The organism is Nitrospirillum viridazoti CBAmc (genome assembly GCF_000730165.1).
Classification (GTDB): domain Bacteria; phylum Pseudomonadota; class Alphaproteobacteria; order Azospirillales; family Azospirillaceae; genus Nitrospirillum; species Nitrospirillum viridazoti.
In genome coordinates this window covers 1640339-1662106 of sequence record NZ_CP022110.1, presented here as the reverse complement: position 1 = coordinate 1662106, position 21768 = coordinate 1640339, and the positions used below count along the sequence as shown (strand labels likewise).

Here is a 21768-nt window from a genome sequence, read left to right as displayed (position 1 = left end):
GTTTTTTGGGCAGCGCAAAAAATAGGCAATGCGCCGCCCAATCGCGCCGATTAGGTCCGGCCGCCGATATCAAACGCGACGGTCGTGCGTGTTTGCTCGCTGTGGAAGGGGATGGTGCCGTGCCACATGTAGCTGGGGAACAGCACCAGCAGGCCGGGGCGCGGCTGGATGGCCCGTTCCCACGGCAGGGTGGCGCCGGTCCCCTGGGCGAAGGCGCCGAAGGTGATCCAGCCCTGCTTGCCCTCGGCATCCTTCACCACGTCGGGCATGTCCACATAGTAGCAGCCGCTGATCCAGCCCTCGGGATGGATGTGGTTGGTGTGATAGCCCTGGTCGCGCAGGCGGGCGGACCATGATCCTGCCCAGACCAGGGACTGGCCCTTGCGCCGCAGGAAGGGATGGTCGGGATCGTCCGGCAAGGCCGCGATATAGCGGTGGGTGGCGGCCAGGATGCTGTCGCGCAGCGCCTGGATGGCGGGGGCCACGCCCACGCGCGTGAACAAATTCTCCCGCGTCTGCGTGCCGTTGCGCAGCGTCTGCTCGATGGGTTCGTGCGTGGCCACGTGCTGGGCGTCCAGCGCCGTCATCAGGTCGGCGTGGAAGGCCGCCAAATCGGCGTAACCTGCCGGCGGCGCCAAGTCGATAGATTGGATGAAACGGTCGTAATCGTAAAGGCCGCGCGGGTCCGGCTGGCTCAGCAGTCGGTGGGCGGTGGCCTGGAAGGCGGCGGCGAACTGGCTGTCCCGCGCCACGGCGTCCAGGCGATGGGCTGCCTCCAGCGCTTCGGCCGGCCGGTTCAGGCGCAGCGCGGACTCGGCCACCCGATGCAGCAGCAGCTGGTCGTCCGGCGCGGCGACCAAGCCTTGGCGGGCGGCTTCCAGCGCCTCCTCCACCCGCTGCTGGGCCAGCAGCAAGGTGGTGCGCAGGCGGGGAAGGGCGGGGGCGTCGGGCTCCAGGGCGGCGACGGCGGCGATGTTGGCCTCCGCCTCCTCATGCCGGCCGAACAGGATGTAGGCCTCCGCCGCCATCTTCAGCAGTTCAGGGTCGTTGGGTTTGCGTTCCTTGGCCCATTCATAGGAGTTCAGCAGCTGGGTGTGCTGCCCGGTTTCCCACAGCGCCTGGTTCAGGGCGCTTTGCGCGGCGTAGTTGGCGGGATCCAGCACCACTACTTTCTTGAAGCAGACGATGGCGTCGTCCATCTGGCCCAGGGCCAGGAAGGTGTTGCCCAGGTTCAGCCAGATTTGCCAGCGGTCCGGGGCCCGCTCGGCCGCCCGCTTCAGATGGGGGGCCGCTTCCTCGAACCGCTGCTGGCGGCGCAGCGCCGTGCCCAGGCTGTTGTTCAGGTAGAAGTCGTTGGGCAGCCGGGTCAGGCCGGCGCGCAGCACCTCTTCCGCCTGCTGCGGCTCATCCAGTTGCAGGTACGCCTCGGCAAGGCCCACGCGGGCGCCGACAAAGTCGGGCTGCAGCTGCAGAGCCCGGCGGTACAGGGGCAGGGCCGTTTCCAGCAGGGAGCGGGCGTTGGCCGCGTCCACCCCCGCCAGCGTCGTCAGGCATTCGGCACGGTTGCTGTAGGCCTCGGCATAGTCGGCCTTGTACAGGATGGCCTTTTCATAGAAGGGCAGCGCCTCGGCCGGGCGGCCGGTGTCCTTCAGCAGGTTGCCCAGGTTGTAGTTCACATGCGGCTGGCGACTGTTCACGACCAGCGAGCGGCGCAGCAGCTGTTCCGCCAGGTCCAGCTTGCCGTTGCGCTTGGCGATCAGGCCCATGAGCTGCAGCGCGTCCGGTTCCGAGGCGTCCACCGCCAGCACCTGCAACAGGATCTGTTCCGCCTCATGCAGCTGGCCCCGCGTCTGGAAGGTCAAGGCCTGCTGGATGAGCGCCTGGATGCGCTGTCGCTGGGGCGCCGAAACGGACGGAGTGACGGGGATGGAGAAGGGGGACTGGCCGTTGGTCATGAGGCGTGCGCCGATGCGTCGTGAACGGGAGTGAGAAACGGCGGGCCCCTGGGTAGGGACCCGCCGCGTGTCGAGATTATACGATAAGCCGCTCCGGGAGTCGGCGATTAGAAATCGGCGGTGATACCCAGAAAGAAGGTCCGCCCCAGCGTGTCGTAGATGCCGGGGTAGGTGTTGCCGTTGCCATAGGTGCCCAGCACGCTGACATAGTCGTCGTTGGCGGACTGGATGGGCGGGTCCTTGTCGAACAGGTTGTTGACGCCGAACCGCAGCGTGTAGTGGTCCATCAGGTTGATGGTCCCGGCGAGGTCGAAGTAATTGTACGCGGCGATCTTGCCGTCGATGTTGTTGTAGATGCCGGAACCGGCGTTCAGGCTGGGGTCGGTGCTGTTGTTGTCCAGGCTGGTGCCGCCGATGTAGCGCCAGTTGACCGACAGGTCGGCGTTCCACGGCGTGTTCCAGGTGACGCGGACCTGATGGCGCCAATGGGGCGTTGGCTGGCCGCAGGTGCTGCCATAGAGGCCGGCGCAGTCATACTTGGCCTCGTGCAACAGCGGCTGGTAGCGGTTGAACTGCGTCCAGGAACCGATGAACTTCAGGGTCACGCCACCCAGGTCCTTGATCCCCAGATCCTCCAGGTCCTGGCGGTAGGTGCCGGAGATGTCGATGCCCGCCTGCTGGCGGTAGCCGGCGTTGATGTCGGTGGTGATGAAGTAACCGTCACTGGAGTTCAGGCTGCCCGCGGCGCCGCGGTGGATCAGGTCGCAATAATAGGAATTACCGGTGTTCAGGCATTGCGACATGATCTGCGAGGTCGGCACCGTGCCGATCAGGTCCTGGATCTTGATGTTGTAGTAGTCGACCGTGGCCGCGAAGTTGGGCATGAAGGTCGGCGTGAAGACGAAGCCGGCGGTATAGGTGTCCGCCGTTTCCGGCTTCAGCGCCTTGTTGCCGCCGCTCAGCGTGTTGCAGCCGTCGACGGAGGTGCATTCGGAGATGTTGCCGTACTGCGCGGCCGTGACGCCGGTGCGGCCGCATTGGGCCAGTGAGGCCGACGGGCTGGAACCGGAGCAGGGGTCCAGCGCGCCGCCGATGCCCGAGGTGCTGGTCTGGAACAGTTCGATGATGTTGGGCGCGCGGACGGCGTGGTTGTAGCCGCCGCGGAAGGCCACGTCGCTGATGGGGGCATAGTTCAGGCTGGCCTTGTAGGTGTTGGCCTTGCCCGCCAGGTTGTAGTCCGACCAGCGGTAGCCGGCGTCGATGGACAGGTCCTTGATGAAGGGTTGGTCCGACACCAGCGGCAGGCGCAGTTCGCCGAAGATGTCCTTCACCTCGGTGGCGCCCACGGCCGGCTGGGTGGTGCCGGCGCCGGAGCCCGACAGGTCGCCGGACAGCACGTTCTCGCTGTACTTCAGGTCGATGGCATCGCGCCGCCACTCGCTGCCCAAGGCGACGGCCACGGCATCCTTGGCGAAGGGGCTTTTCACGCCCCAGGCGCCGAAGTCGCCGGAGACGGTGCCGCTGACGATGTCCTGGGTGGTGCTGCCTTCCTTGAAGCTGGTGGTGTAGACGTAGTTGTAGGCGGCGCTGCTGATCTTCCCCAGCTGGAAGATGTTGATGGGCACGCAGGCCGTATCCGTGCCGCTGATGACGGATTCGCAGGTGGCGACGCCGTTGACGTTCTTCGCCAGCAGCGCGTTCTGCAGCTTGGCGATGGAAACGTCGTTCTGGTAGGTCTCGTTGTAGATCACCGCCGAATGCTGGGCGTAAACGTCGTAGGACCAGCCGCCACCCAGGTCGCCCCTGGTGCCGATGACATAGCGGTAGTCGGTGTGCCGCAGGTCATCGTAGCGGGGTGCGTTGTTGTCGGTGAAGCGATAGGCGACATAGCCTTTCCAGGTGGCGCTGGCGCTGCCGGCGTTGGCGCCGCACAGGGTCGTCGCTTCGGATGCCGACATCAGCGGGTTGTCGCAGTTGATGGAATAGGTGGTGCCGCTGAAGAAGCCCGACGGCGCGATCTGCGCCTTGGTGTGGTCGGACATGAACATGAAGTCGGTGTAGACGTCGAACGCCGGGCTGATCTCATAGTGCGCGAAGGCGCCGCCTGTGTACCGCTCATCCTGGCGCTGGATGTAGTTGTAGGGGCCGTAGTTGAAGGCCAGCGCGCTGTTGTATTTCACGAAGGATGCGGAGCCGTCTGGGTTCAGCGAATAGCCGGTGCCCGAGCCGTTGGTGCGCAGGCGGGCATAGGCGCTGTTGGACGAGCCCGAGCAGTAGCGCTGGTTGTCCTGGGTGGCGAGCGCATCCTCATTGCTGCTGGTGGTGGCCATGGTGCACGCCGACCAGTCGCGGGTCGCCTGCGTCACCGGTTCGGTCCAGCGATATGTGGCGTAGGCCGTGACGTTGCCCTTGTTGTTGGGTGAGTTGACGCCCATGACGAAGGAGCTGTCGCGGACGAAGCCGTCGAAGCGGTCCCCGGGGATGGTCACCGGATAGGCGCTTTTCTTGAGGACGCCTTGCGCGTCACCATTCTCGTTGCTGTGCTGCGCGGCGGAGAATTGATAGTCGACCTTCACCCCTTCGAAGTCGCGCTTCATCTTGAAATTCACCACACCGGCCACGGCGTCCGAGCCATAGACGGCCGAGGCGCCGCCGGTGACCACGTCCACGCTTTCCACCAGCGCGCCAGGGATGAAATTGACGTCCGCGTAGGGGTAGGTCGGGTCGCCCAGCGGCATGCGGCGCCCGTCGATCAGCACCAGGGTGCGTGCTTCGCCCAGGTTGCGCAGGTTGATGGTGGCGGTGCCGGTGGCGCCGTTGGACTGGGCGTTGGTCTGGGCCGCCGTGATGCCGGGCAGGTTGTTCAGCATCGTTTCGACGTTGGTCGTGCCCTGCAGCTTCATCTCGATACTGTCGACCGTCGTCAGCGGGCTGTCGCTGGTCAGGTTCGCGGCCTGTTTGATGCGTGAGCCGGTGACGACGATTTCCTGCATATCGGTGCTGGCGCTGGCCGATTGTTGCGCCGCAGCATCCGCCGCCGCCGCCAAGGCGCCGACAAGCATGGTCGAGGACAGCAGCAACGCGCGCCGCCCGAATTTTGGCATGCCCATGGATTTCCCCGCTGTTCTGGAGATTGTTGATATTGCTGGCCCCAACCAGACAAATCTCTTCTGAAATCGTGTCCCCTTGTGATCGGGGCCAACGAGGAAAGGCTATTTTGGATAATTTATGCTCGTCAATGCTGCGTCGCAAAATTGACGATTTCAGCAACCGGTTTCACTCCGGAGTGTAACTGCTGTGTAACAGTCGTGCGCATCTCTGAAACGATTCAGAAACATAATTACCGGCAAATTTGCCTATATCGAACGGAATAGACAAAAGTGGTGCCGAATCGCGCCACTTCCCAACAGGCCTAGGTCGCCCAGCGTAATTTTCGGAAAGGGGGCGAGACCGTGCCGAACGGTGCCGAGGCGACTCAAAAAAAGGAGCGGGCGCCCCTAACGGATTGCCCCTTCAGCGCGCCAGGCGCCGAGACAGGATGATGGAGGAGTTGGTGCGCTCCACCCCCTCCACCGCGCCGATGTCGTCGATCACCATGTTCATCTCGGCGATGGATTCGGTGGAGACGACGGCGATCATGTCGAAGGGGCCGCTGACGGCGTAGAGCTGGCGCACCTGGGGCATGGCCTTCAGCCGCGTTTCCACCTGTCGCGCCGCCTTGGGCAGGAGGGTGATGGCGACATGGCCCTGGATGCGCCGTGCCAGGTAATCCTCATCCAGGCGGATGGTGAAGGCGCTGATGACCCCGCGCGACACCAGGCGTTCCAGCCGGGCCTGCACCGTGGTGCGGGACACGCCCAGGCGCTTGGCCAGCGTCACTGTGGGCAGCCGGCTGTCCGCCTCCAACAGGCGCAGCAGGGCGATGTCCAGGTCGTCAGGTTGAAAACTGTCGGTCTGATTGATCATTCTGCCCACCATTTTCCGTCAGATTGGTCGCATTGACTGTTCATTCCGTCAAGGGTTTGCCCGACAGTCGTTTCGACAGGGAACTTTGAACGGGAGAGCACACATGCGTCGCATCGTCGTCGTCGGGGCGGGCAAGATCGGGTCCATCATCGCGGAGAACCTGGCGGGGTCGGGCGATTTCCTGGTGACGGTGCTGGACCGGTCCGCCAAGGCGCTGGAAGGCGTCTCCAAACGCCTGCCCATCGAGCGGCGCGAGGTCGACATCAGCGACGTGCCCGCCCTGACCGAGGCGCTGACCGGCGCCTATGCCGTGCTGAGCGCCGCCCCCTATCACCTGACCATCAAGGTGGCGGAGGCCGCGGCCATCGCCCGCTGCCACTACCTGGACCTGACGGAGGATGTGGCCACCACCCGCCGGGTGAAGGAACTGGCGGCCAACGCCCCCAACGCCTTCATCCCCCAGTGCGGCTTGGCGCCGGGCTTCATCTCCATCGTCGCCGGCAGCCTGGCCAAGAAGTTCGACACGCTGGAGGCCGTGCGCCTGCGCGTCGGCGCCTTGCCGCGCTACGCCAGCAACTCCCTGGGCTATAACCTGACCTGGAGCACCGACGGCGTCATCAACGAGTATTGCGAGCCCTGCGAGGCCATCGTGGAGGGCGCGCTGCGCGAGGTGCCGGCGCTGGAGGAGCGGGAGGAGTTCTGGCTGGATGGCGTGCCGTACGAGGCGTTCAACACCTCCGGCGGCCTAGGCAGCCTGGCGGAGGTGCTGAAGGGCCGGGTACGCACCTTGAACTACAAGACCATCCGCTATCCCGGCCACTGCCAGCTGATGAAGACCCTGCTGAACGATCTGCGCCTGCGCGACCGGCGCGACCTGTTCAAGACGGTGCTGGAGGGGGCTTTGCCCGCCACCATGCAGGACGTGGTGGTCATCTTCGTCACCGTCAGCGGCATGCTGGACGGCCAGCTGACCCAGGAAAGCTATTCCAGCCGCGTCTTCGGCGACTACGCCCATGGCCGGCAGCGCACCGCCATCCAGACCACCACCGCCGCCGGCATCTGCGCCGTGCTGGACATGCTGGCCGACGGTCGCCTGCCGTCGCATGGCTTCATCCGCCAGGAAGACATCGCCCTGGATGATTTCCTGGCCAACCGCTTCGGCCGCGCCTATCAGGGGGCGAACCCGGTGGACCAGGTGGTGGCGCGCGTCGCCTGATTGGTCCAGCCGTTCAATTAAAAAGCAGCATGAGGCCAAAAAGCAGCATGAGGGAAGAAGCGATGACGGCAGTGAGCGGAACCCGGGATGACGTCCTGGCGGTGCTGGACCGGCTGGGCGTGGACCGGGCCGTGCTTGCGGGCGGCGATATCGTGGCGCGCAGCCCCATCGATGGCGGCGAAGCGGGCCGGGTGACGACCCTGTCGGCCGCCGATGTCGACGCGCTGGTGCGCAAGGCGCATGCCGCGCAGCTGGCTTGGCGCGTGGTGCCGGCCCCCCGCCGGGGTGAGTTGGTCCGCCTGCTGGGCGAGGAACTGCGCGCCGTGCGCACCGACCTGGGCCTGCTGGTGACGTTGGAAGCCGGCAAGATCCTGTCCGAAGGCCTGGGCGAAGTGCAGGAGATGATCGACATCTGCGACTTCGCGGTCGGCCTATCCCGCCAGCTCTACGGCCTGACCATCGCCACGGAGCGGCCGGGCCATCGCCTGATGGAAACCTGGCATCCGCTGGGTGTCTGCGGCGTCATCAGCGCCTTCAACTTCCCCGTGGCGGTCTGGTCGTGGAACGCCGCCCTGGCCCTGGTCTGCGGCAACAGCGTCATCTGGAAGCCGTCGGAAAAGACGCCCCTGACCGCCATCGCCGTGCAGGCGGCCTTCGAGCGCGCCGCCGCCAAGTTCGGTTCCGCTCCGGACGGCTTGTCCATCCTGGCCCAGGGGCATGCCGACGTGGGCCAGGCGCTGGTGGACCATCCGCTGGTGCCGCTGGTCTCCGCCACCGGCTCCACCCGCATGGGCCGCGCCGTGGCGCCCCGCCTGGCGGCGCGCTTCGCCCGCGCCATCCTGGAACTGGGCGGCAACAACGCCGCCATCGTGGCGCCGTCGGCCGATCTGGAACTGGCGGTGCGCGGCATCGCCTTCGCCGCCATGGGCACGGCCGGCCAGCGCTGCACCACCCTGCGCCGTCTGATCGTGCACGAGGCCGTGGCCGACCGCCTGCTGGACCGGCTGGCGGCCGCCTATCGCAGCGTCAAGGTGGGCGACCCGCGCGAGGCCGGCACCCTGGTGGGCCCGCTGATCGACAAGGCATCCTACGACGGCATGGTCAAGGCGCTGGCCGCCGCCAAGGCCGCCGGCGGCACCGTCATTGGCGGCGACCGGGTGGATGTGGGCTCGGGCGACGCTTATTACGTGCGCCCGGCGCTGGTGGTCATGCCGGACCAGGCCGGCCCCATGTTGGAAGAAACCTTCGCCCCCATCCTCTACGTCGTGCGCTACCGCGACCTGGACCAGGCCATTGCCTTGCAGAACGGCGTGCCGCAGGGGTTGGCCTCCAGCATCTTCACCACCGACATGCGCGAGGCCGAGACCTTTATGAGCCCGGCCGGTTCCGACTGCGGCATCGCCAACGTCAATCTGGGCCCCTCGGGGGCCGAGATCGGCGGCGCCTTCGGCGGCGAGAAGGAGACGGGAGGCGGGCGCGAGGCCGGGTCGGACAGCTGGAAGGCCTACATGCGGCGGGCCACCAACACCATCAATTACTCGAGATCGCTGCCGCTTGCCCAGGGCGTGCAGTTCGACATCGGTTGAGGAGGGACAGTCCCATGAAGACGCCCACCGTCCAGAAGATCGCCCAGGGGCTGGTCGGTTCGGAGGAGGCCGGCCGGCTGATGGAGATGCTGGCCCTTCATCCCGATTTCCTGACGGACCATGGCGACGCGGTGCCACGCGCCGCGGTGGCCCAGGCCCTGAACATGCTGCTGTTCCGGGGCCTGCTGCGCGAGGTGCCAGAGGGGGCCCGCTATGTGCGGGAGCAGGGCGGGCGCATGGTGTTCGACCACGGCGCCCTGCGGACGGTGAACGCACCAAGGTTGGGGGCGCTGCCGCCCGGCCACGCCGCCTTCGCCCGCGTGCTGGAGCCGCTGGGCTATCACGTCGGCGGGACCTACCCGCTGGAGCGGCTGCGCATGATGGGCTACGCCTACACCCACCGCGATTATCCCGACGACATTGCCCAGTTCTTCGTCAGTGAAATCTTCCCCGACCGCTTCTCACCCGAAGTGCAGGCGGCGGCACAGCAGGTGTTCCAGGTGAAGGTGGATCCGTTGGCCGCCGAGGCCAAGGGCCTGCTGGACCGGCTGGCCGCCGGCGGCACGCTGAGCCTGGACGAGGCGACAGGCCTGGTGGGCGAACTGGTGCGCCTGTTCGACCGCCACCACCCGGTACCCACCCTGGCGCAGTACGAGACGCTGCTGGCGGAATCGGCGGAACTCGCCTGGATCGCCACCGAAGGCAACCGGTTCAACCACGCCACCGACCGGGTGCCGGATGTGGAGGCGCTGGCGGAGGAGCTGAAGGCCCGGGGCTATGAGATGAAGCCCAAGGTGGAGGTGTCGCGCAACGGCACGGTCCGCCAGACGGCGCTGCGGGCGGCCATGGTGGAACGGCCGTTCGTCGACGCCCGGGGCGCCACGGTCAGCCGCGTGGTGCCGGGGTCGTTTTATGAGTTCATTTCGCGCGACCTCATCGACACCGAAGCGGGCCGCCGGCTGGACCTGCGATTCGACAGCGGCAACGCCCAGGGCATCTTCAAGATGACGGCGGCGGCCTCGGTCTGCTGACCATTTGTGACGGTATGCGCGCCCGGTCCCATCCTTATGAACAGGGTGGGGCCGGGGTGACGCGGCATGGGGCGGTCGAGCCCGTCGCCGGATGGAGCGAGAGGTTGACCGGATACCGGCTTCTCCCCACAATCCCGTGTCTGATCGTTGTCGCCCCGGGGGCTGGGGCACCCGGGCCCGGGCGGTATCGCGTCCTAAACAGAAAAAAGCATATCCATGACCAATAAAGAGGACCCCGCGCCCGCCACCGCATCCACCGGCGGTTCGCGCACCCCCCTCATCGTGATCGGCCTGCTGCTGCTGCTGGGGCTGCTGACCGTGGGCGGCATCATGCTGTACCAGCATCACAAGGCCAGCTCGGCCAAGTCCACTGCGGCCGAGGCGCAGAAGCCGGCGGGGCCGCCCTGGGCCAAGAATTGCGCCAAGGACGCCAATGGCGGCGACGTCTGCTATGTCGAGCAGTTCGCCATCGCCAACCCGGGCAACGCCATCGTGCTGCATGTCCAGATCGGCTACATGTCGGCCGACGGCAAGCCGGTTCTGGTCATCACCGTGCCGCTGGGCACACCGGTGCAGCCGGGCCTGCAACTGACGCTGGACGGCGCCAAGCCCATCCCCCTGCCGCTGACCCTGTGCCAGCAGGGCGGTTGCATCGCCTCCGCGAACCTGGACCAGGATGTGCTGAAGCAGTTCACCACCGGCAAGGTATTGATGGTGCGCTACGCCAAGCCGGACAAGACGCCGATGGACGTGCCGGTGCAGCTGGGCGGCCTGGCGCCCGCGCTGCAGAGCCTGGGGCCGCCGCCGGCCCCGAAGCCGGCTGACAAGCCCGCCGACAAGCCGGCGGACCAGCCGAAGAAATAAGCCGGGTCCGGATCAAAGAAAAAGGGCGGCGTCTCATGCGGGCGCCGCCCTTTGTCGTTTGGGGGCTCCCCTATATCAGGTTCCCCGGGCCTTGGACTTGGCATCCAGCGCCGTCGCGGTGCGCGGGGTCATGTCGTCCAGGTTCCAGTCGGCGGGGTTGAAGGGCCGGGTGCTGGGCTTTTCATTGGGATAGCCGTGGATGTCGTCCTGGCTGTTGATGATTTCACCCCGGCCCTCGGCCACGTCGGCCAGCAGGCGCACGTCGTCGTAGTCGCGGTCCCAGGGGCGGGCCCCGGCGTTGTGCAACACGGACTTCTGCACCTCGGCCGCGGGCAGGGGCGTCAGGCCTTCCGGCCACAGCGGCGGCTTGTCCATCTCGATCACCTTGGCGGGCGAGGTGGTGTAGCGGCCCATCAGGGGCAGCGGCTCGCCCGCGCGGTCCACGGCGATGTTGTCCTTGCCATAGTACTCCAGGTCGCCATAGCCGCCGATCTCCAGGAACGCCAGCGGCGTGGGGGTGGAGGGGCCGGCCCGCAGCACGTTGCCCACCGCCGCCATCTGGCCCACCTGGTAGGGATGGTCGCCCCACTCCTCGGCCTGCAGGTTGTAGTGCACCGCCCGCTGGCCGGGATCGTAGATCAGGTTATTGACGATGACGCCGTGGACGCCGCCCTTGAACAGGGGGCTGCGCTCCACATTGTGGGCGTACAGATTGCCGACGATCAGGATGTCGGTGATGTTGTCGTGGATGAGCGAGCCCTTGGAGTGTTCGATCTTCAGGTGGGTGGCGCGGGCCAGGCCCTCGGCGATGATGTTGTTGGAATAGGTGATGCGGTGCGAAGTGTGCTCGCGCCATTCCTCCGGTGTGTTGCCATTGAAGCGGGGGCCGGAGGCGGACAGGTTCTCATCCGTGGCCCAGGTCAGGCTGCAATGGTCGACGATGACGTTGTAGGCGGCCTTCATCGTGCTGAAGGCGTCCTCTTCCCAGCCACTTTTCTTGGGGGCGCCGGCATCGCCCACGCGGATGCGGATGTGCTGCATCACCACGTCGTGGGCGCTGACGTCCATGCCGCCGCGGATCAGGGTGATGCCGGGGGAGGGGGCGGTCTGCCCGGCGATGGTGACGAAGGGCTCATCCAGCTTGAGGGTCTTCTGGTTCAGGTCGATGACGCCGCCGACCTCGAACACGATGATACGCGGGCCCTTGGTCTCGATGGCCTCGCGGAAGGAGCCGGGCCCCTCATTGTTCAGGTTGGTCACCTTGATGATCTTGCCGCCGCGCCCGCCGGGCGTGTGCGCCGCCCAGCCCACGGCGCCGGGGAAGGCCAGCTGGTCCGCGTTCTCGGCGGCACCGGCGCTGCTATTGGCCACGCCACCGGCGGCCAGCAGCGTGGCCATGGCGGTGGTGGCCAGAATACGTCTGATCAACGGTCTATCCTCCCAGATGTTTGTTATGGCGATGGCGGGCCGCGACACGTCAAGCGTGCTGGACCCCGCTCTCGGCGTCAATAAATGACACCGGTTTCCTAAGGGGGCAAGAGTACAGTTCCGGGGGTGCGGCGGAATGACGCCCGGGTGGGGGGAGGGGCCGGGGCAAGGGCCGTGGGAAAGAAAAACAAATCTCTTTTGCGGCGGCGCGCGGGACGCGGCATGGTAGGATTTTGGAAACAGGCACTTCAAAAAGAAGTCCTGAAGAAGAACGAGAAGACCAGCGATGACCCAGGATGCCGCGCCGCGTAGGGGGCGCCCCCGGCGGGGACGTGCCGCCGCCATCCAGACCGTGGCCGTGGAGGCCGTGACCTGGACCCTGGACCGGCCGCCCACCATCAATGATGTGGCCCGCCTGGCGCACGTGTCCAAGAAGACGGTGTCGCGCGTCATCAACCAGTCGCCCTTCGTGAATGAAGAGACGCGCACCATCATCAACGGCATCATCGAGCAGATCGGCTACGTGCCCAGCCCCCAGGCGCGCGGGCTGGCCTTCCAGCGGTCCTTCCTGCTGGGCCTGGTCTATGACAACCCCAACGCCCAGTTCATCGTGAATATCCAGGAGGGTGTGCTGGCCGCCTGCCGCCTGGCGGGGTTCGAACTGGTGGTGCATCCCTGCGACCAGAAAAGCCCGCATTTCCTGAACGACGCCAAGCAGTTCGTGCAGCGCCAGAACCTGGACGGCGTCATCGTCGTGCCGCCCGCGTCGGAAAATCCGCAGCTGGTCGAGGTGCTGCGCGACCTGGGCTGCCGCTATGTCCGCCTGTCCGCCGTGTCGCTGGACGAGGCCGCCAACATGGTGGTCTACAACGACCGCCAGGGGGCGGCGGAGGTGGCGGAACATCTGGCCGCTCTGGGTCACCGCGACATCGGTTTCATCGCCGGCCCGTCGCGTCACCGCTCCGCCCACGAACGCCGCGAAAGCTTCGTCAGCGCTTTGAAAAGCCACGGCATCACCCTGCGTCCAGAGATGGTGGAGGAGGGCGCTTACACCTTCGAATCCGGCGAGGTCTGCGCCACCCGCCTGCTGACGCGGGAACCCCGGCCCACGGCCATTTTCGCCAGCAACGACGAGATGGCGGCCGGTGTCTACAAGACGGCGCAGCGCCTGGGCATCAGCATTCCCCGCGACCTGACCATCGTGGGCTTCGACGACAGTCCCATCGCCACCCGGCTGTGGCCGTCGCTGACCACCGTGCGCCTGCCGGCCAAGGATCTGGGGCGGCTGGCGGCGGAAAAGCTGATCATCCGCATTTCCAGCGATGAGGAGGAAGGACACACCGCCACCGGCGTTGTCAGCCGCATGGTCGTGCGCGAGTCCTCTGTGCCGCCCCGGGGTTGATCTCCAACCTTCGCCTGTTTCGGCACCGAATGTGCGATGCGAAATTGACACCGGTTACCAAGACCGTTACCAAATGGGGCGGGAGGAGAGCGGCCTACCGGACATCCGGACGCCGTTCCTGCAACAACGTTTGCCGCATCTTGGCGGATAGTGAAGGAAGGCCCGATGGCCCAGAATCTGACCCTGCACGACGATCGCCTATTCCCCGCCGATCCTGCGGTCCGCGCCATCGCGCGGCGCCTCTACGCGGCGGTGAAGGGACTGCCCATCATCAGTCCGCATGGCCACACCGACCCGTCGTGGTTCGCCGGTAACGAGGCCTTCCCCAACGCCACCGCCCTGCTGCTGCAGCCCGACCACTACCTCTACCGCATGCTGTACAGCCAGGGCGTGACCTTGGAGCAGCTGGGCATACCGGCCGCCGGCCAGCCGGCCCCCGATGTGGACCCGCGCGAGGCTTGGCGCCTGCTGGCCAGCAATTTCCACCTGTTCCGGGGCACCCCGTCCTCCACCTGGCTGAACCATGTCTTCACCCAGGTCTTCGGCCTGGATGTGAAGCTGAGCGCCGAGACCTCTGACCTGTACTTCGACACCATCACCGCCAAGCTGGCGATGGAGGAGTTCCGCCCCCGCGCCCTGTTCGAGCGCTTCAACATCGAGGTCATCGCCACCACGGAAAGCCCGGTGGACACGCTGGCCCATCATGAGGCCATCCGCGACAGCGGCTGGACGGGCAAGGTCATCACCGCCTATCGCCCGGATGCCGTCATCGATCCGGAGCATGAGAACTTCCGTCCGGCCATGGAGCGGTTCGCCGCCATCACCGGCGAGGACGTTTACAGCTGGCGGGGCTATCTCGACGCGCACCGCAAGCGCCGCATCGACTTCAAAGCCGTGGGCGCCACCAGCAGCGACCATGGCCACGTCACCGCCGCCACCGCCGACCTGTCACCGGCCGAGGCCGAGGCCCTGTTCGCCCGCGTGGTCAAGGGTACCTTCACGGCGGCGGATGCCGAGCTGTTCCGCGCCCAGATGCTGACCGAGATGGCGGGCATGAGCCTGGAGGATGGGCTGGTCATGCAGATCCACCCCGGTTCCTTCCGCAATCACAACCACCAGATCTTCCAGCGCTATGGCCGCGACAAGGGCGCCGACATCCCGCTGCGTACCGAATATGTCCATGCGCTGAAGCCGCTGCTGGACCGCTACGGCAACGATCCGCGCCTGTCCGTCATCCTGTTCACCCTGGATGAGACGGTCTATGCCCGCGAGCTGGCGCCGCTGGCCGGACATTACCCGGTGCTGAAGCTGGGCCCCGCCTGGTGGTTCCACGACAGCCCGGAGGGGATGATGCGCTTCCGCGAGCAGACGACGGAAACGGCGGGCTTCTACAACACCGTGGGCTTCAACGACGACACCCGCGCCTTCCTGTCCATCCCCGCCCGGCACGACGTGGCCCGTCGGGTGGATTGCGCCTTCCTGGCGCGCCTGGTGGCGGAACACCGCATCGATGAGGACGACGCGGCGGAGGTAGCGGTGGACTTGGCCTACCGCTTGCCCAAGCGCGCCTACAAGCTGGACTGATGCCGGGGCGGCGCCGGGTGTTGAGGCCCGGCACCGCCTCCTTCCCCTTCCGGGGAGAACCACAAACAAACGGGGAGAATGGCCATGTTCAAGAAGGTCTATCAGGCGACCCATCCCGACATGATGGATGGCGCCCGTAACCAGCAGCTGCGCGACCGCTACCTCATCACCGACCTGTTCGTGGCCGGTGAGGTCAGCCTGAATTATTCCCACAATGAACGCTTCATCATCGGCGGCGCCGCGCCGGTGGACGCCTCCATCAACCTGCCCCTGCAGACGGAACCAGCCTCGGCCGCCGGCAAGCCTTTCCTGGAGCGTCGGGAACTGGGCATCGTCAACGTCGGCGGCCCCGGCACGGTCACGGTGGATGGCACGGCCTACGACCTGGCGTCGCACGACGGCCTGTATGTGCCCATGGGAACGGAGATGGTGGTGTTTGCCTCGGCCGATGCCACCCACCCGGCCAAGTTCTACCTGGCCAGCACCCCGGCCCACGCCCGTTTCAAGACAGTGAAGATCTCCATCGACCAGGCCGTGCCGCTGGAGCGCGGGGCGCTGGAGACCAGCAACGAGCGCACGATCTACCAGTACATCGTGCCCCAGACCTGCCAGTCGGCGCAGCTGCTGCTGGGCCTGACCATGCTGAAGCCGGGCAGCGTGTGGAACACCATGCCGCCCCACCTGCATGATCGCCGATCAGAGGTCTATTTCTACTTCGATATCAAGGATGACCAGCGCGTCTTTCATTTCATGGGTGAGCCGGAGCTGGCCCGCCACATCGTGGTCGCCAACGAGGAGGCCGTGGTGTCGCCGCCCTGGTCCATCCACATGGGCTCCGGCACCGCCAACTATTCCTTCATCTGGGCTATGGGCGGGGAAAACCTCGACTACACCGACATGAAGGTCCTGGATATCTGCCAGCTGCGCTGAGGGAGGGCGATCCCATGGCTTACAACCCGTTCGATCTGACCGGCCGCGTGGCCCTGGTCACCGGCGCAAACACCGGCCTGGGGCAGGGACTGGCCGTGGCGCTGGCCCGGGCCGGTGCTGACATCGTGGCCGCCGGCCGCAGCACGCCCTTGGAGACCGAGGCCGCGGTGACGGAGGCGGGCGCCCGCTTCCACTTCGTTCATGCCGATCTCGACAGTGTTGGCGTGGTGCAGCAGGTGGTGGACCAGGCCGTCGCCGCCTTCGGCCGCATCGACATCCTGGTCAACAACGCCGGCACGATCCGCCGGGCCGACGCCCTGGAATTCTCCGAGGACGATTGGGACCTGGTGATGAACGTGAACCTGAAGACGCCCTTCTTCCTGGCCCAGGCCGTGGCGCGCCGTATGGTGAACCAGGGAAGCGGGGGCCCAGGGGGCGGCAAGATCATCAACATCGCGTCCATGCTGTCCTTCCAGGGCGGCATCCGCGTGGCGTCCTACACCGCCAGCAAGAGCGGCATCGCGGGCTTGACCAAGCTGTTGGCCAACGAGTGGGCGGCCAAGGGCATCAACGTCAACGCCATCGCCCCCGGTTATTTCGCCACCAACAATACCGAGGCGCTGCGCAACGACGAGACGCGCAACCGCGACATCCTGGCCCGCATTCCCGCCGGCCGCTGGGGGCATCCGGAGGATTTGGGCGGGGCGGCGGTGTTCCTGTCCTCCGCCGCTGCCGACTATGTGCACGGCACCGTCCTGGCGGTCGATGGGGGGTGGCTGGCCCGGTGATCCCCGCATGCGGGAAACCGGGGCCGGCGAGGGTGCCCGTCAGGAAATGCTGGCCGAAAAAGTTCTATGGCACCGGCTGATGCGGTAGATATGGTCGATTGCAGGTCGCGACAGCGATACTATCAAGCGAGCATCGACCGTGACCGACACGCCTCTTCCGCTGATCAGCCGACCGACCGTCGGGCGGCATCTGGCCGGTTCCCTCGCCGTCAAGATTCTGGCCATCGTTGTCCTGTCCGCGTTGCTGGTCAGCCGTGACGCGGATTGGGTGATGCATCCGACCCTGTGGGCTGAGGATGGCGTCATCTGGTTCCAGAACGCCTATACCAAGGGCCTGAGGGTGCTGGTCATGCCCAGCGCCGGGTACATCAACCTTTTCCCCTATGCCATGGCCCTGGTCGCCCGGGCCCTGCCGCTGGGATGGCTGCCGGGGTGGATGATGGCCGGCGGCTTCATCGCCCAAGTGGCGCCCGCCGTTCTTTTGCTTTTGCGGGGGGCGCCGCTTGTCCCGTCCCTCTGGGCGCGCGGGGCGCTTGTGCTCTTTTACCTGGGCGTTCCCAATTCGTATGAAATCCATTTGAACCTGACCAATGCCCAATGGCACCTGATGCTCCTGTCCTTCCTGATGCTGGTGCTGCCGGCGCCGCAGGGGCGGGGCTGGCGGGGGCTTCAGTACGGCGTGTTGCTGGTCAGCGGGCTCACCGGGCCATTCTGCGTGTTCCTGGCCCCCGTCGCCCTGTGGCAATGGCTGGGTGCTGCCCCCGATCAACGGCGCCATGCCTTCATTCAGGCGGCGATCGTCGCATCCACCGCCTTGATCCAGGTCCTGTGCCTGCTCACCCTTGGGGCGGGGGAGCGCCAGAGCCTGGTGCTGGGCGCCAGTGCCACGCGGCTGGCGCGCATGCTGACGGATCAGGTGTTCCTCAGCGGCGTGTTGGGCACCGCCAACGTCGGCGTCCTGAAGCAGGGCGCGCTATGGCAGGAGCCCGCGATGGCATGGGTTATCGCCCTGGCGGGCCTGTCCATCATTGCCTTCGCGCTGGTGAAAGGGCCGTCGAGCTTCCGGAAATTCTGCCTTGCCGGGCTTATCCTGCTGGCCTGCGCCCTGGTAAGCCCAGCCGGCTCGCCGGTGGGTGACCAATGGGCCCTGCTGGGCATGCTGGGATACGGTGGCCGCTATTTCGTCATTCCCATCCTGATCTTCTTCATCGCCTGCCTGATCCTGGCGTGCAAGGCGCCGGCCAAGTTCCGCATTCCCGCTTGCGCCCTGCTGTGCGTCTTCATGGTCGGGGTGTGGGCGGATTGGCTGTACCCGACGCGCAGCGGCACATTCGAGGCTTATCACCAAGCGGTGGAGGCTTTCGACAATGCCCCGCCGGGAACCCAGATCTCCTTCCCGGAAGCCAGCCCCGGTTGGAACATGGTGCTGACCAAGCGCTGAGACCGGCGGGCGGTCTTATTGGGGAAACGGCGTCGGTCGCGTTCTCAACTCTCCCAAGGCCATTCGGGGCCATTGTCTATGAGCCTACGGTCCCGCGATAGCGCCGTGGGCCTACCCCGGTCACGCGTTTGAAGGCGTTGCTGAAGGCGCTTTCGGAGGCATAACCAAGGCGGTGGGCCAGTTCGGATACGGGCGCGTTCTGTTCCTTCAAGGCCCGCTCCGCCAGCCGCATGCGCCAAGCCGTCAGATAGGCCAGGGGCGGAATGCCGGCCACCGCCTTGAAATATTGAGCGAAGGTGGTGCGCGACATGGCGGCGGCCTTGGCCAGTTCGCCCAGTTGCCAGGCACGCCCGGGGTCGCCGTGCATCAGCCGCAGGGCCGGGGCCAGGCGGGCGTCGGTGGCGGCGCGCAGCCAGCCGGCGGGCAAGGGGGCCCCCGCCACCAGATGGGCCCGCAGGATGCGGATGAACAGCAGATGCGCCAGTTGCGCGGCGGCGATGCCAGCGCCCGGCAGGTCGGCGGCGTGCTCGCGTACCAGTTGGTCCAGCAGCCAGTGCAGGCCGTCGGCCTCTGGCGCCGTATGGCGGACCAGGATCACCGGCGGCAGGATGTCGGCCAGCAGCCAGCCGTAGGCCGGGTCCAGCACCACATGGGCGCCCAGCAGGAAGAATTCATCACCATCGCCCACCTGGCGGATGCCGCAGCCAGTGTTGGGTCCGAAGACGGTTCTGGCCTCCACGGGGGTGGCCCTCAGGTCGCTGCCCAGCCGGAAAGGCCGTTGCGCCGGCAGCAGGAACACGTCGCCCGCATCCAGGCGGTGCGGTGCCGGCTCCCCCTCGATATCCAGCCAGCCACCGCCCCGCAGGATGGCGAAAAACTTGATCTTGCCCGGTGGCGGAAAGCGGATGCACCAGGCGCCACCGGCGGTGAAGCCGCCCGACACCACCGTCTGGGCGTCGGCGAATTTCAGCAGATCGGAGAAGGGGTCGAGGGGAGCTGAACTCATTTCCGGATTCTCACGCAAGTAAGGCGGACGGACAAGCATTCATCGTTCGGGGACGGGTATCTACCTTTGAGGTCCCTTCGTTTCATCAAAGGTATTCGTCATGCCTGTCCGTCAGGAACCCATCGTCTCCGGCTTTGGTGCTGCCTCCACCGCCCTTGACGTCATCGCCGGCATTGATCTGGCCGGGAAGGTCGCCATCGTCACCGGCGGCTATGCCGGCATCGGGCTGGAGACCGTGCGGGCGCTGCGATCCGCCGGCGCCACCGTCTTGGTGCCAGCCCGCGATGTGCCCAAGGCCCAGGCCGCGCTGGCCGGCCTGGACGGCGTGGAGATCGGCGCCATGGATCTGCTGGACCCCGCCTCTATCGACGCCTTCGCAGCCGACTTCCTGGACAGCGGCCGGCCCCTGCACCTGCTGATCAACAACGCCGGCATCATGGCTCACCTGCTGACCCGCGACGCGCGCGGGTTTGAGGCGCAGTTCGCCACCAACCACCTTGGGCACTTCCAGCTGACGGCGCGGCTGTGGCCGGCGCTGCGCCAGGCGGGAGCCGCAGGGGGCGTCCGCGTCGTCTCGCTGTCCTCGCTGGGCCACCGCTTTTCCCCGGTCGTGGTTGAAGACCCTAACTTCGAGCGGCGGGACTATGACCGCTGGTCGGCCTATGGCCAGTCCAAGACCGCCAACATCCTGTTCGCCCTGGGGCTGGAGGCGCGCGGCGGCGCCCACGGTGTCCACGCCTTTTCCGTCCATCCCGGCACCATCGTGGACACGGACCTGAAGCGTTACATGACGCAGGAGGAACTGATCGCCTTTGGCGTGTTTGACGCGGAAGGCAAGGCCATCCATGACCCGGCGCGCAACCTGAAGACCGTTGCGCAGGGGGCGGCGACCACCCTCTGGTGCGCTACCAGCCCGCAGCTGGAGGGCCATGGCGGCGCCTATTGCGAGAACTGCGACATCGCCCAACTGCTGCAGCCGGGGGAAGAAGCCGCCCTGGGCACCCCGACTACCCGCCGTCCCGGCGCCGTCATGGGCGGTGTACTGCCTTATGCTGTCGATCCGGCGGCGGCCGACCAGCTGTGGACGCTCAGCGAACGGCTGCTGGGAATCACTTTCCGGCCGGCCTGACCCTCCAGTCTCCGTCCCTCAAATCTCCGCATGGAACCGGAGGCCCAGCACATTCGCCGGGCCCCGGTCGCGGTTGTAGGCGGGGTTGGCCACGAACTGGTAGTCCAGCGTCAGGTTGATGCCCGTCCACAGGGCGGCGCTGTAGTACGCCTCCAGGATGCGCTCGCTGCTGTAGCTGAGGCGGCCGTCGCCCACCAGGATGCCCAGGCCGCCGGCCGCCAAGTAGTCGCGGGCGTCGGCGTTCAGCATGTTCACCACGCCGGCCAGCCCGGCGGTGTCCTTGTCCCGGCCCCAGGAGGTGCCGGTGAGGGAGGCGCCGACGGACAGCGACTTGTTCACGTCGGTGAACTCATAGGCCTCCTTGCTGCCGTCATTGGCGCTGGCGCGCAGGAACAGGCCCCAGTCGTCGCCCATCTGCTGTTCCGCATTCAGGGCGAAACCGGCACGGGTGGCGTAGCGGCGGACGTCACCCGTGTCGGGTACCCCGCCGGTCAGCGCGGCCGCCCGCACGGCATCGCCGTAGCTGCCCATGTTGGCGTGGTTCTGGAAGACCAGCAGCTTCACCTTGCCGTCGCGGCCCATCAGCTGGTGCCGCTCCTCCGCCTCCACCACCAGTTCATACTGGCCGAAACCGCGCACCAGGGCCTTGTCGTTGGGCTTGCGCGACAGGTCGAAGACCCCGGCGCGCAGGGTCCACCAGCTCTGCGTCCATTCCGCCGCCGCGCCATAGCTGTAGCCCCAGGCGTCGGCGGCATAGTCGAAGGCGCCGCTGTCCACCACGGTCCAGTTCAGGAAGTCCTTGCGCGGGTCGTGGGCGTAGGTGTTGGCGTCGAAGATGTCGGTGACGGAGAATTTGCCAGCGGTGATGACGATGTTGTCGGCCGTGCGGCTGCCGCCCAACTGGTTGGCGGCGGCCTCCAGCGGCTGCGTCTCCCCACCCAGATTGAAGGTCTGGCGGAAGAAGGCGCGGTCCAGGCGGATGTAGGGCTCGCTCTCGCCCACCTTGTAGGCCTCGGCACTGGGGAAGCCCGCCACGCCCAGCGTGTTGCTGAGGCCGAAGCCCTGGTCGATCTCCGGGTTGGCGTAGAACTCCATGCCCGGCCACAGGCGCACGCCGGCATAGAGCGTGGCGTCCGTCGTCTCATTGCCGCGCGCGCCCGGATCCAGGCTGTTGGCGCCCCGGTAGGGGGAGCTGAAGCTGGGGTGGTACTGCTCCACCAAAGTGAATTGGCCGTGCAGGCTCCAGCTTTCCGCCTCCGGTATGTCCGCCTCGGCGGCCAGTGCCGCGCCGCAGGAAAAGACAAGGATAGGCGTGATGGTGAGAAGCATTTTCATTTAAATAACTCGCTCGCCGGAGCATGAATTCAACAACTGCGTTCCTTTGGCAAAGTTCCGTTACGGATATGCGATGGGGAACGCGGTCGTTATACGGTTTCGGCGGG

The 21768-nt window shown here is 66.5% G+C and carries 16 protein-coding genes; 10 read left to right on the top strand and 6 right to left on the bottom strand.

Annotated elements, in window-relative coordinates:
* Window positions 1-50 precede the first annotated feature (50 nt).
* The 3 genes from Y958_RS07680 to Y958_RS07670 form a co-directional block, all read right to left on the bottom strand.
* Complete coding sequence (locus Y958_RS07680) at window positions 51-1955, bottom strand: tetratricopeptide repeat protein (protein ID WP_088871534.1); 1905 nt, start codon at window positions 1953-1955, stop codon at window positions 51-53.
* A 107-nt stretch (window positions 1956-2062) separates the two neighbouring features.
* Entirely contained in the window at window positions 2063-5059 is a 2997-nt protein-coding gene (locus Y958_RS07675) for a TonB-dependent receptor domain-containing protein (RefSeq protein WP_244909225.1), read from the bottom strand.
* Window positions 5060-5468: 409 nt separating this feature from the next.
* Window positions 5469-5921, bottom strand: a complete 453-nt coding sequence (locus Y958_RS07670; protein WP_088871532.1) for an Lrp/AsnC family transcriptional regulator — start codon at window positions 5919-5921, stop codon at window positions 5469-5471.
* Window positions 5922-6024: 103 nt separating this feature from the next.
* Between Y958_RS07670 and Y958_RS07665 the strand changes: the two genes are divergently transcribed.
* The 4 genes from Y958_RS07665 to Y958_RS07650 all read left to right on the top strand — a co-directional run bounded on the left by Y958_RS07665 (window position 6025) and on the right by Y958_RS07650 (window position 10618).
* Window positions 6025-7137 carry a saccharopine dehydrogenase family protein gene (locus Y958_RS07665; protein ID WP_088871531.1) on the top strand — a complete coding sequence of 371 codons (1113 nt, stop codon included), beginning with the start codon at window positions 6025-6027 and terminating at the stop codon, window positions 7135-7137.
* A 62-nt stretch (window positions 7138-7199) separates the two neighbouring features.
* Window positions 7200-8723, top strand: coding sequence for an L-piperidine-6-carboxylate dehydrogenase (gene amaB / locus Y958_RS07660; RefSeq protein WP_211098475.1), 1524 nt, complete (start codon window positions 7200-7202; stop codon window positions 8721-8723).
* 14 nt (window positions 8724-8737) lie between these two features.
* On the top strand, window positions 8738-9754 hold the full coding sequence (locus Y958_RS07655) for a 2-oxoadipate dioxygenase/decarboxylase family protein (RefSeq protein WP_088871529.1): 1017 nt from the start codon (window positions 8738-8740) through the stop codon (window positions 9752-9754).
* Between the two features lie 216 nt (window positions 9755-9970).
* Window positions 9971-10618, top strand: coding sequence for an invasion associated locus B family protein (locus tag Y958_RS07650; RefSeq protein ID WP_088871528.1), 648 nt, complete (start codon window positions 9971-9973; stop codon window positions 10616-10618).
* A gap of 75 nt (window positions 10619-10693) precedes the next feature.
* Here Y958_RS07650 and Y958_RS07645 read toward each other — a convergent pair whose 3' ends face one another.
* The gene (locus Y958_RS07645) at window positions 10694-12046 is read right to left on the bottom strand and encodes a pectate lyase family protein (RefSeq protein ID WP_088871527.1); all 1353 of its coding nucleotides are present in this window, start codon (window positions 12044-12046) and stop codon (window positions 10694-10696) included.
* Window positions 12047-12332: 286 nt separating this feature from the next.
* Between Y958_RS07645 and Y958_RS07640 the strand changes: the two genes are divergently transcribed.
* The 5 genes from Y958_RS07640 (at window position 12333) to Y958_RS07620 (ending at window position 18191) form a co-directional block, all read left to right on the top strand.
* On the top strand, window positions 12333-13448 hold the full coding sequence (locus tag Y958_RS07640; RefSeq protein ID WP_244909224.1) for a LacI family DNA-binding transcriptional regulator: 1116 nt from the start codon (window positions 12333-12335) through the stop codon (window positions 13446-13448).
* A 165-nt stretch (window positions 13449-13613) separates the two neighbouring features.
* Complete coding sequence (gene uxaC, locus Y958_RS07635; protein WP_088871526.1) at window positions 13614-15032, top strand: glucuronate isomerase; 1419 nt, start codon at window positions 13614-13616, stop codon at window positions 15030-15032.
* A gap of 84 nt (window positions 15033-15116) precedes the next feature.
* Window positions 15117-15962 (top strand): 5-dehydro-4-deoxy-D-glucuronate isomerase, encoded by an 846-nt coding sequence (kduI, locus tag Y958_RS07630; RefSeq protein WP_088872548.1) that lies wholly within the window; start codon window positions 15117-15119, stop codon window positions 15960-15962.
* A 14-nt stretch (window positions 15963-15976) separates the two neighbouring features.
* Window positions 15977-16750: a 2-dehydro-3-deoxy-D-gluconate 5-dehydrogenase KduD gene (gene kduD, locus Y958_RS07625; protein ID WP_088871525.1), complete on the top strand. Its 774-nt coding sequence runs from the start codon at window positions 15977-15979 to the stop codon at window positions 16748-16750.
* A 139-nt stretch (window positions 16751-16889) separates the two neighbouring features.
* The gene (locus Y958_RS07620) at window positions 16890-18191 is read left to right on the top strand and encodes a hypothetical protein (protein ID WP_088871524.1); all 1302 of its coding nucleotides are present in this window, start codon (window positions 16890-16892) and stop codon (window positions 18189-18191) included.
* Window positions 18192-18267: 76 nt separating this feature from the next.
* Here Y958_RS07620 and Y958_RS07615 read toward each other — a convergent pair whose 3' ends face one another.
* Entirely contained in the window at window positions 18268-19197 is a 930-nt protein-coding gene (locus tag Y958_RS07615; protein ID WP_211098474.1) for an AraC family transcriptional regulator, read from the bottom strand.
* A 100-nt stretch (window positions 19198-19297) separates the two neighbouring features.
* Between Y958_RS07615 and Y958_RS07610 the strand changes: the two genes are divergently transcribed.
* On the top strand, window positions 19298-20326 hold the full coding sequence (locus Y958_RS07610; protein WP_088871522.1) for an oxidoreductase: 1029 nt from the start codon (window positions 19298-19300) through the stop codon (window positions 20324-20326).
* An 18-nt stretch (window positions 20327-20344) separates the two neighbouring features.
* Here Y958_RS07610 and Y958_RS07605 read toward each other — a convergent pair whose 3' ends face one another.
* Entirely contained in the window at window positions 20345-21661 is a 1317-nt protein-coding gene (locus Y958_RS07605) for a carbohydrate porin (protein ID WP_088871521.1), read from the bottom strand.
* Window positions 21662-21768 lie beyond the last annotated feature (107 nt).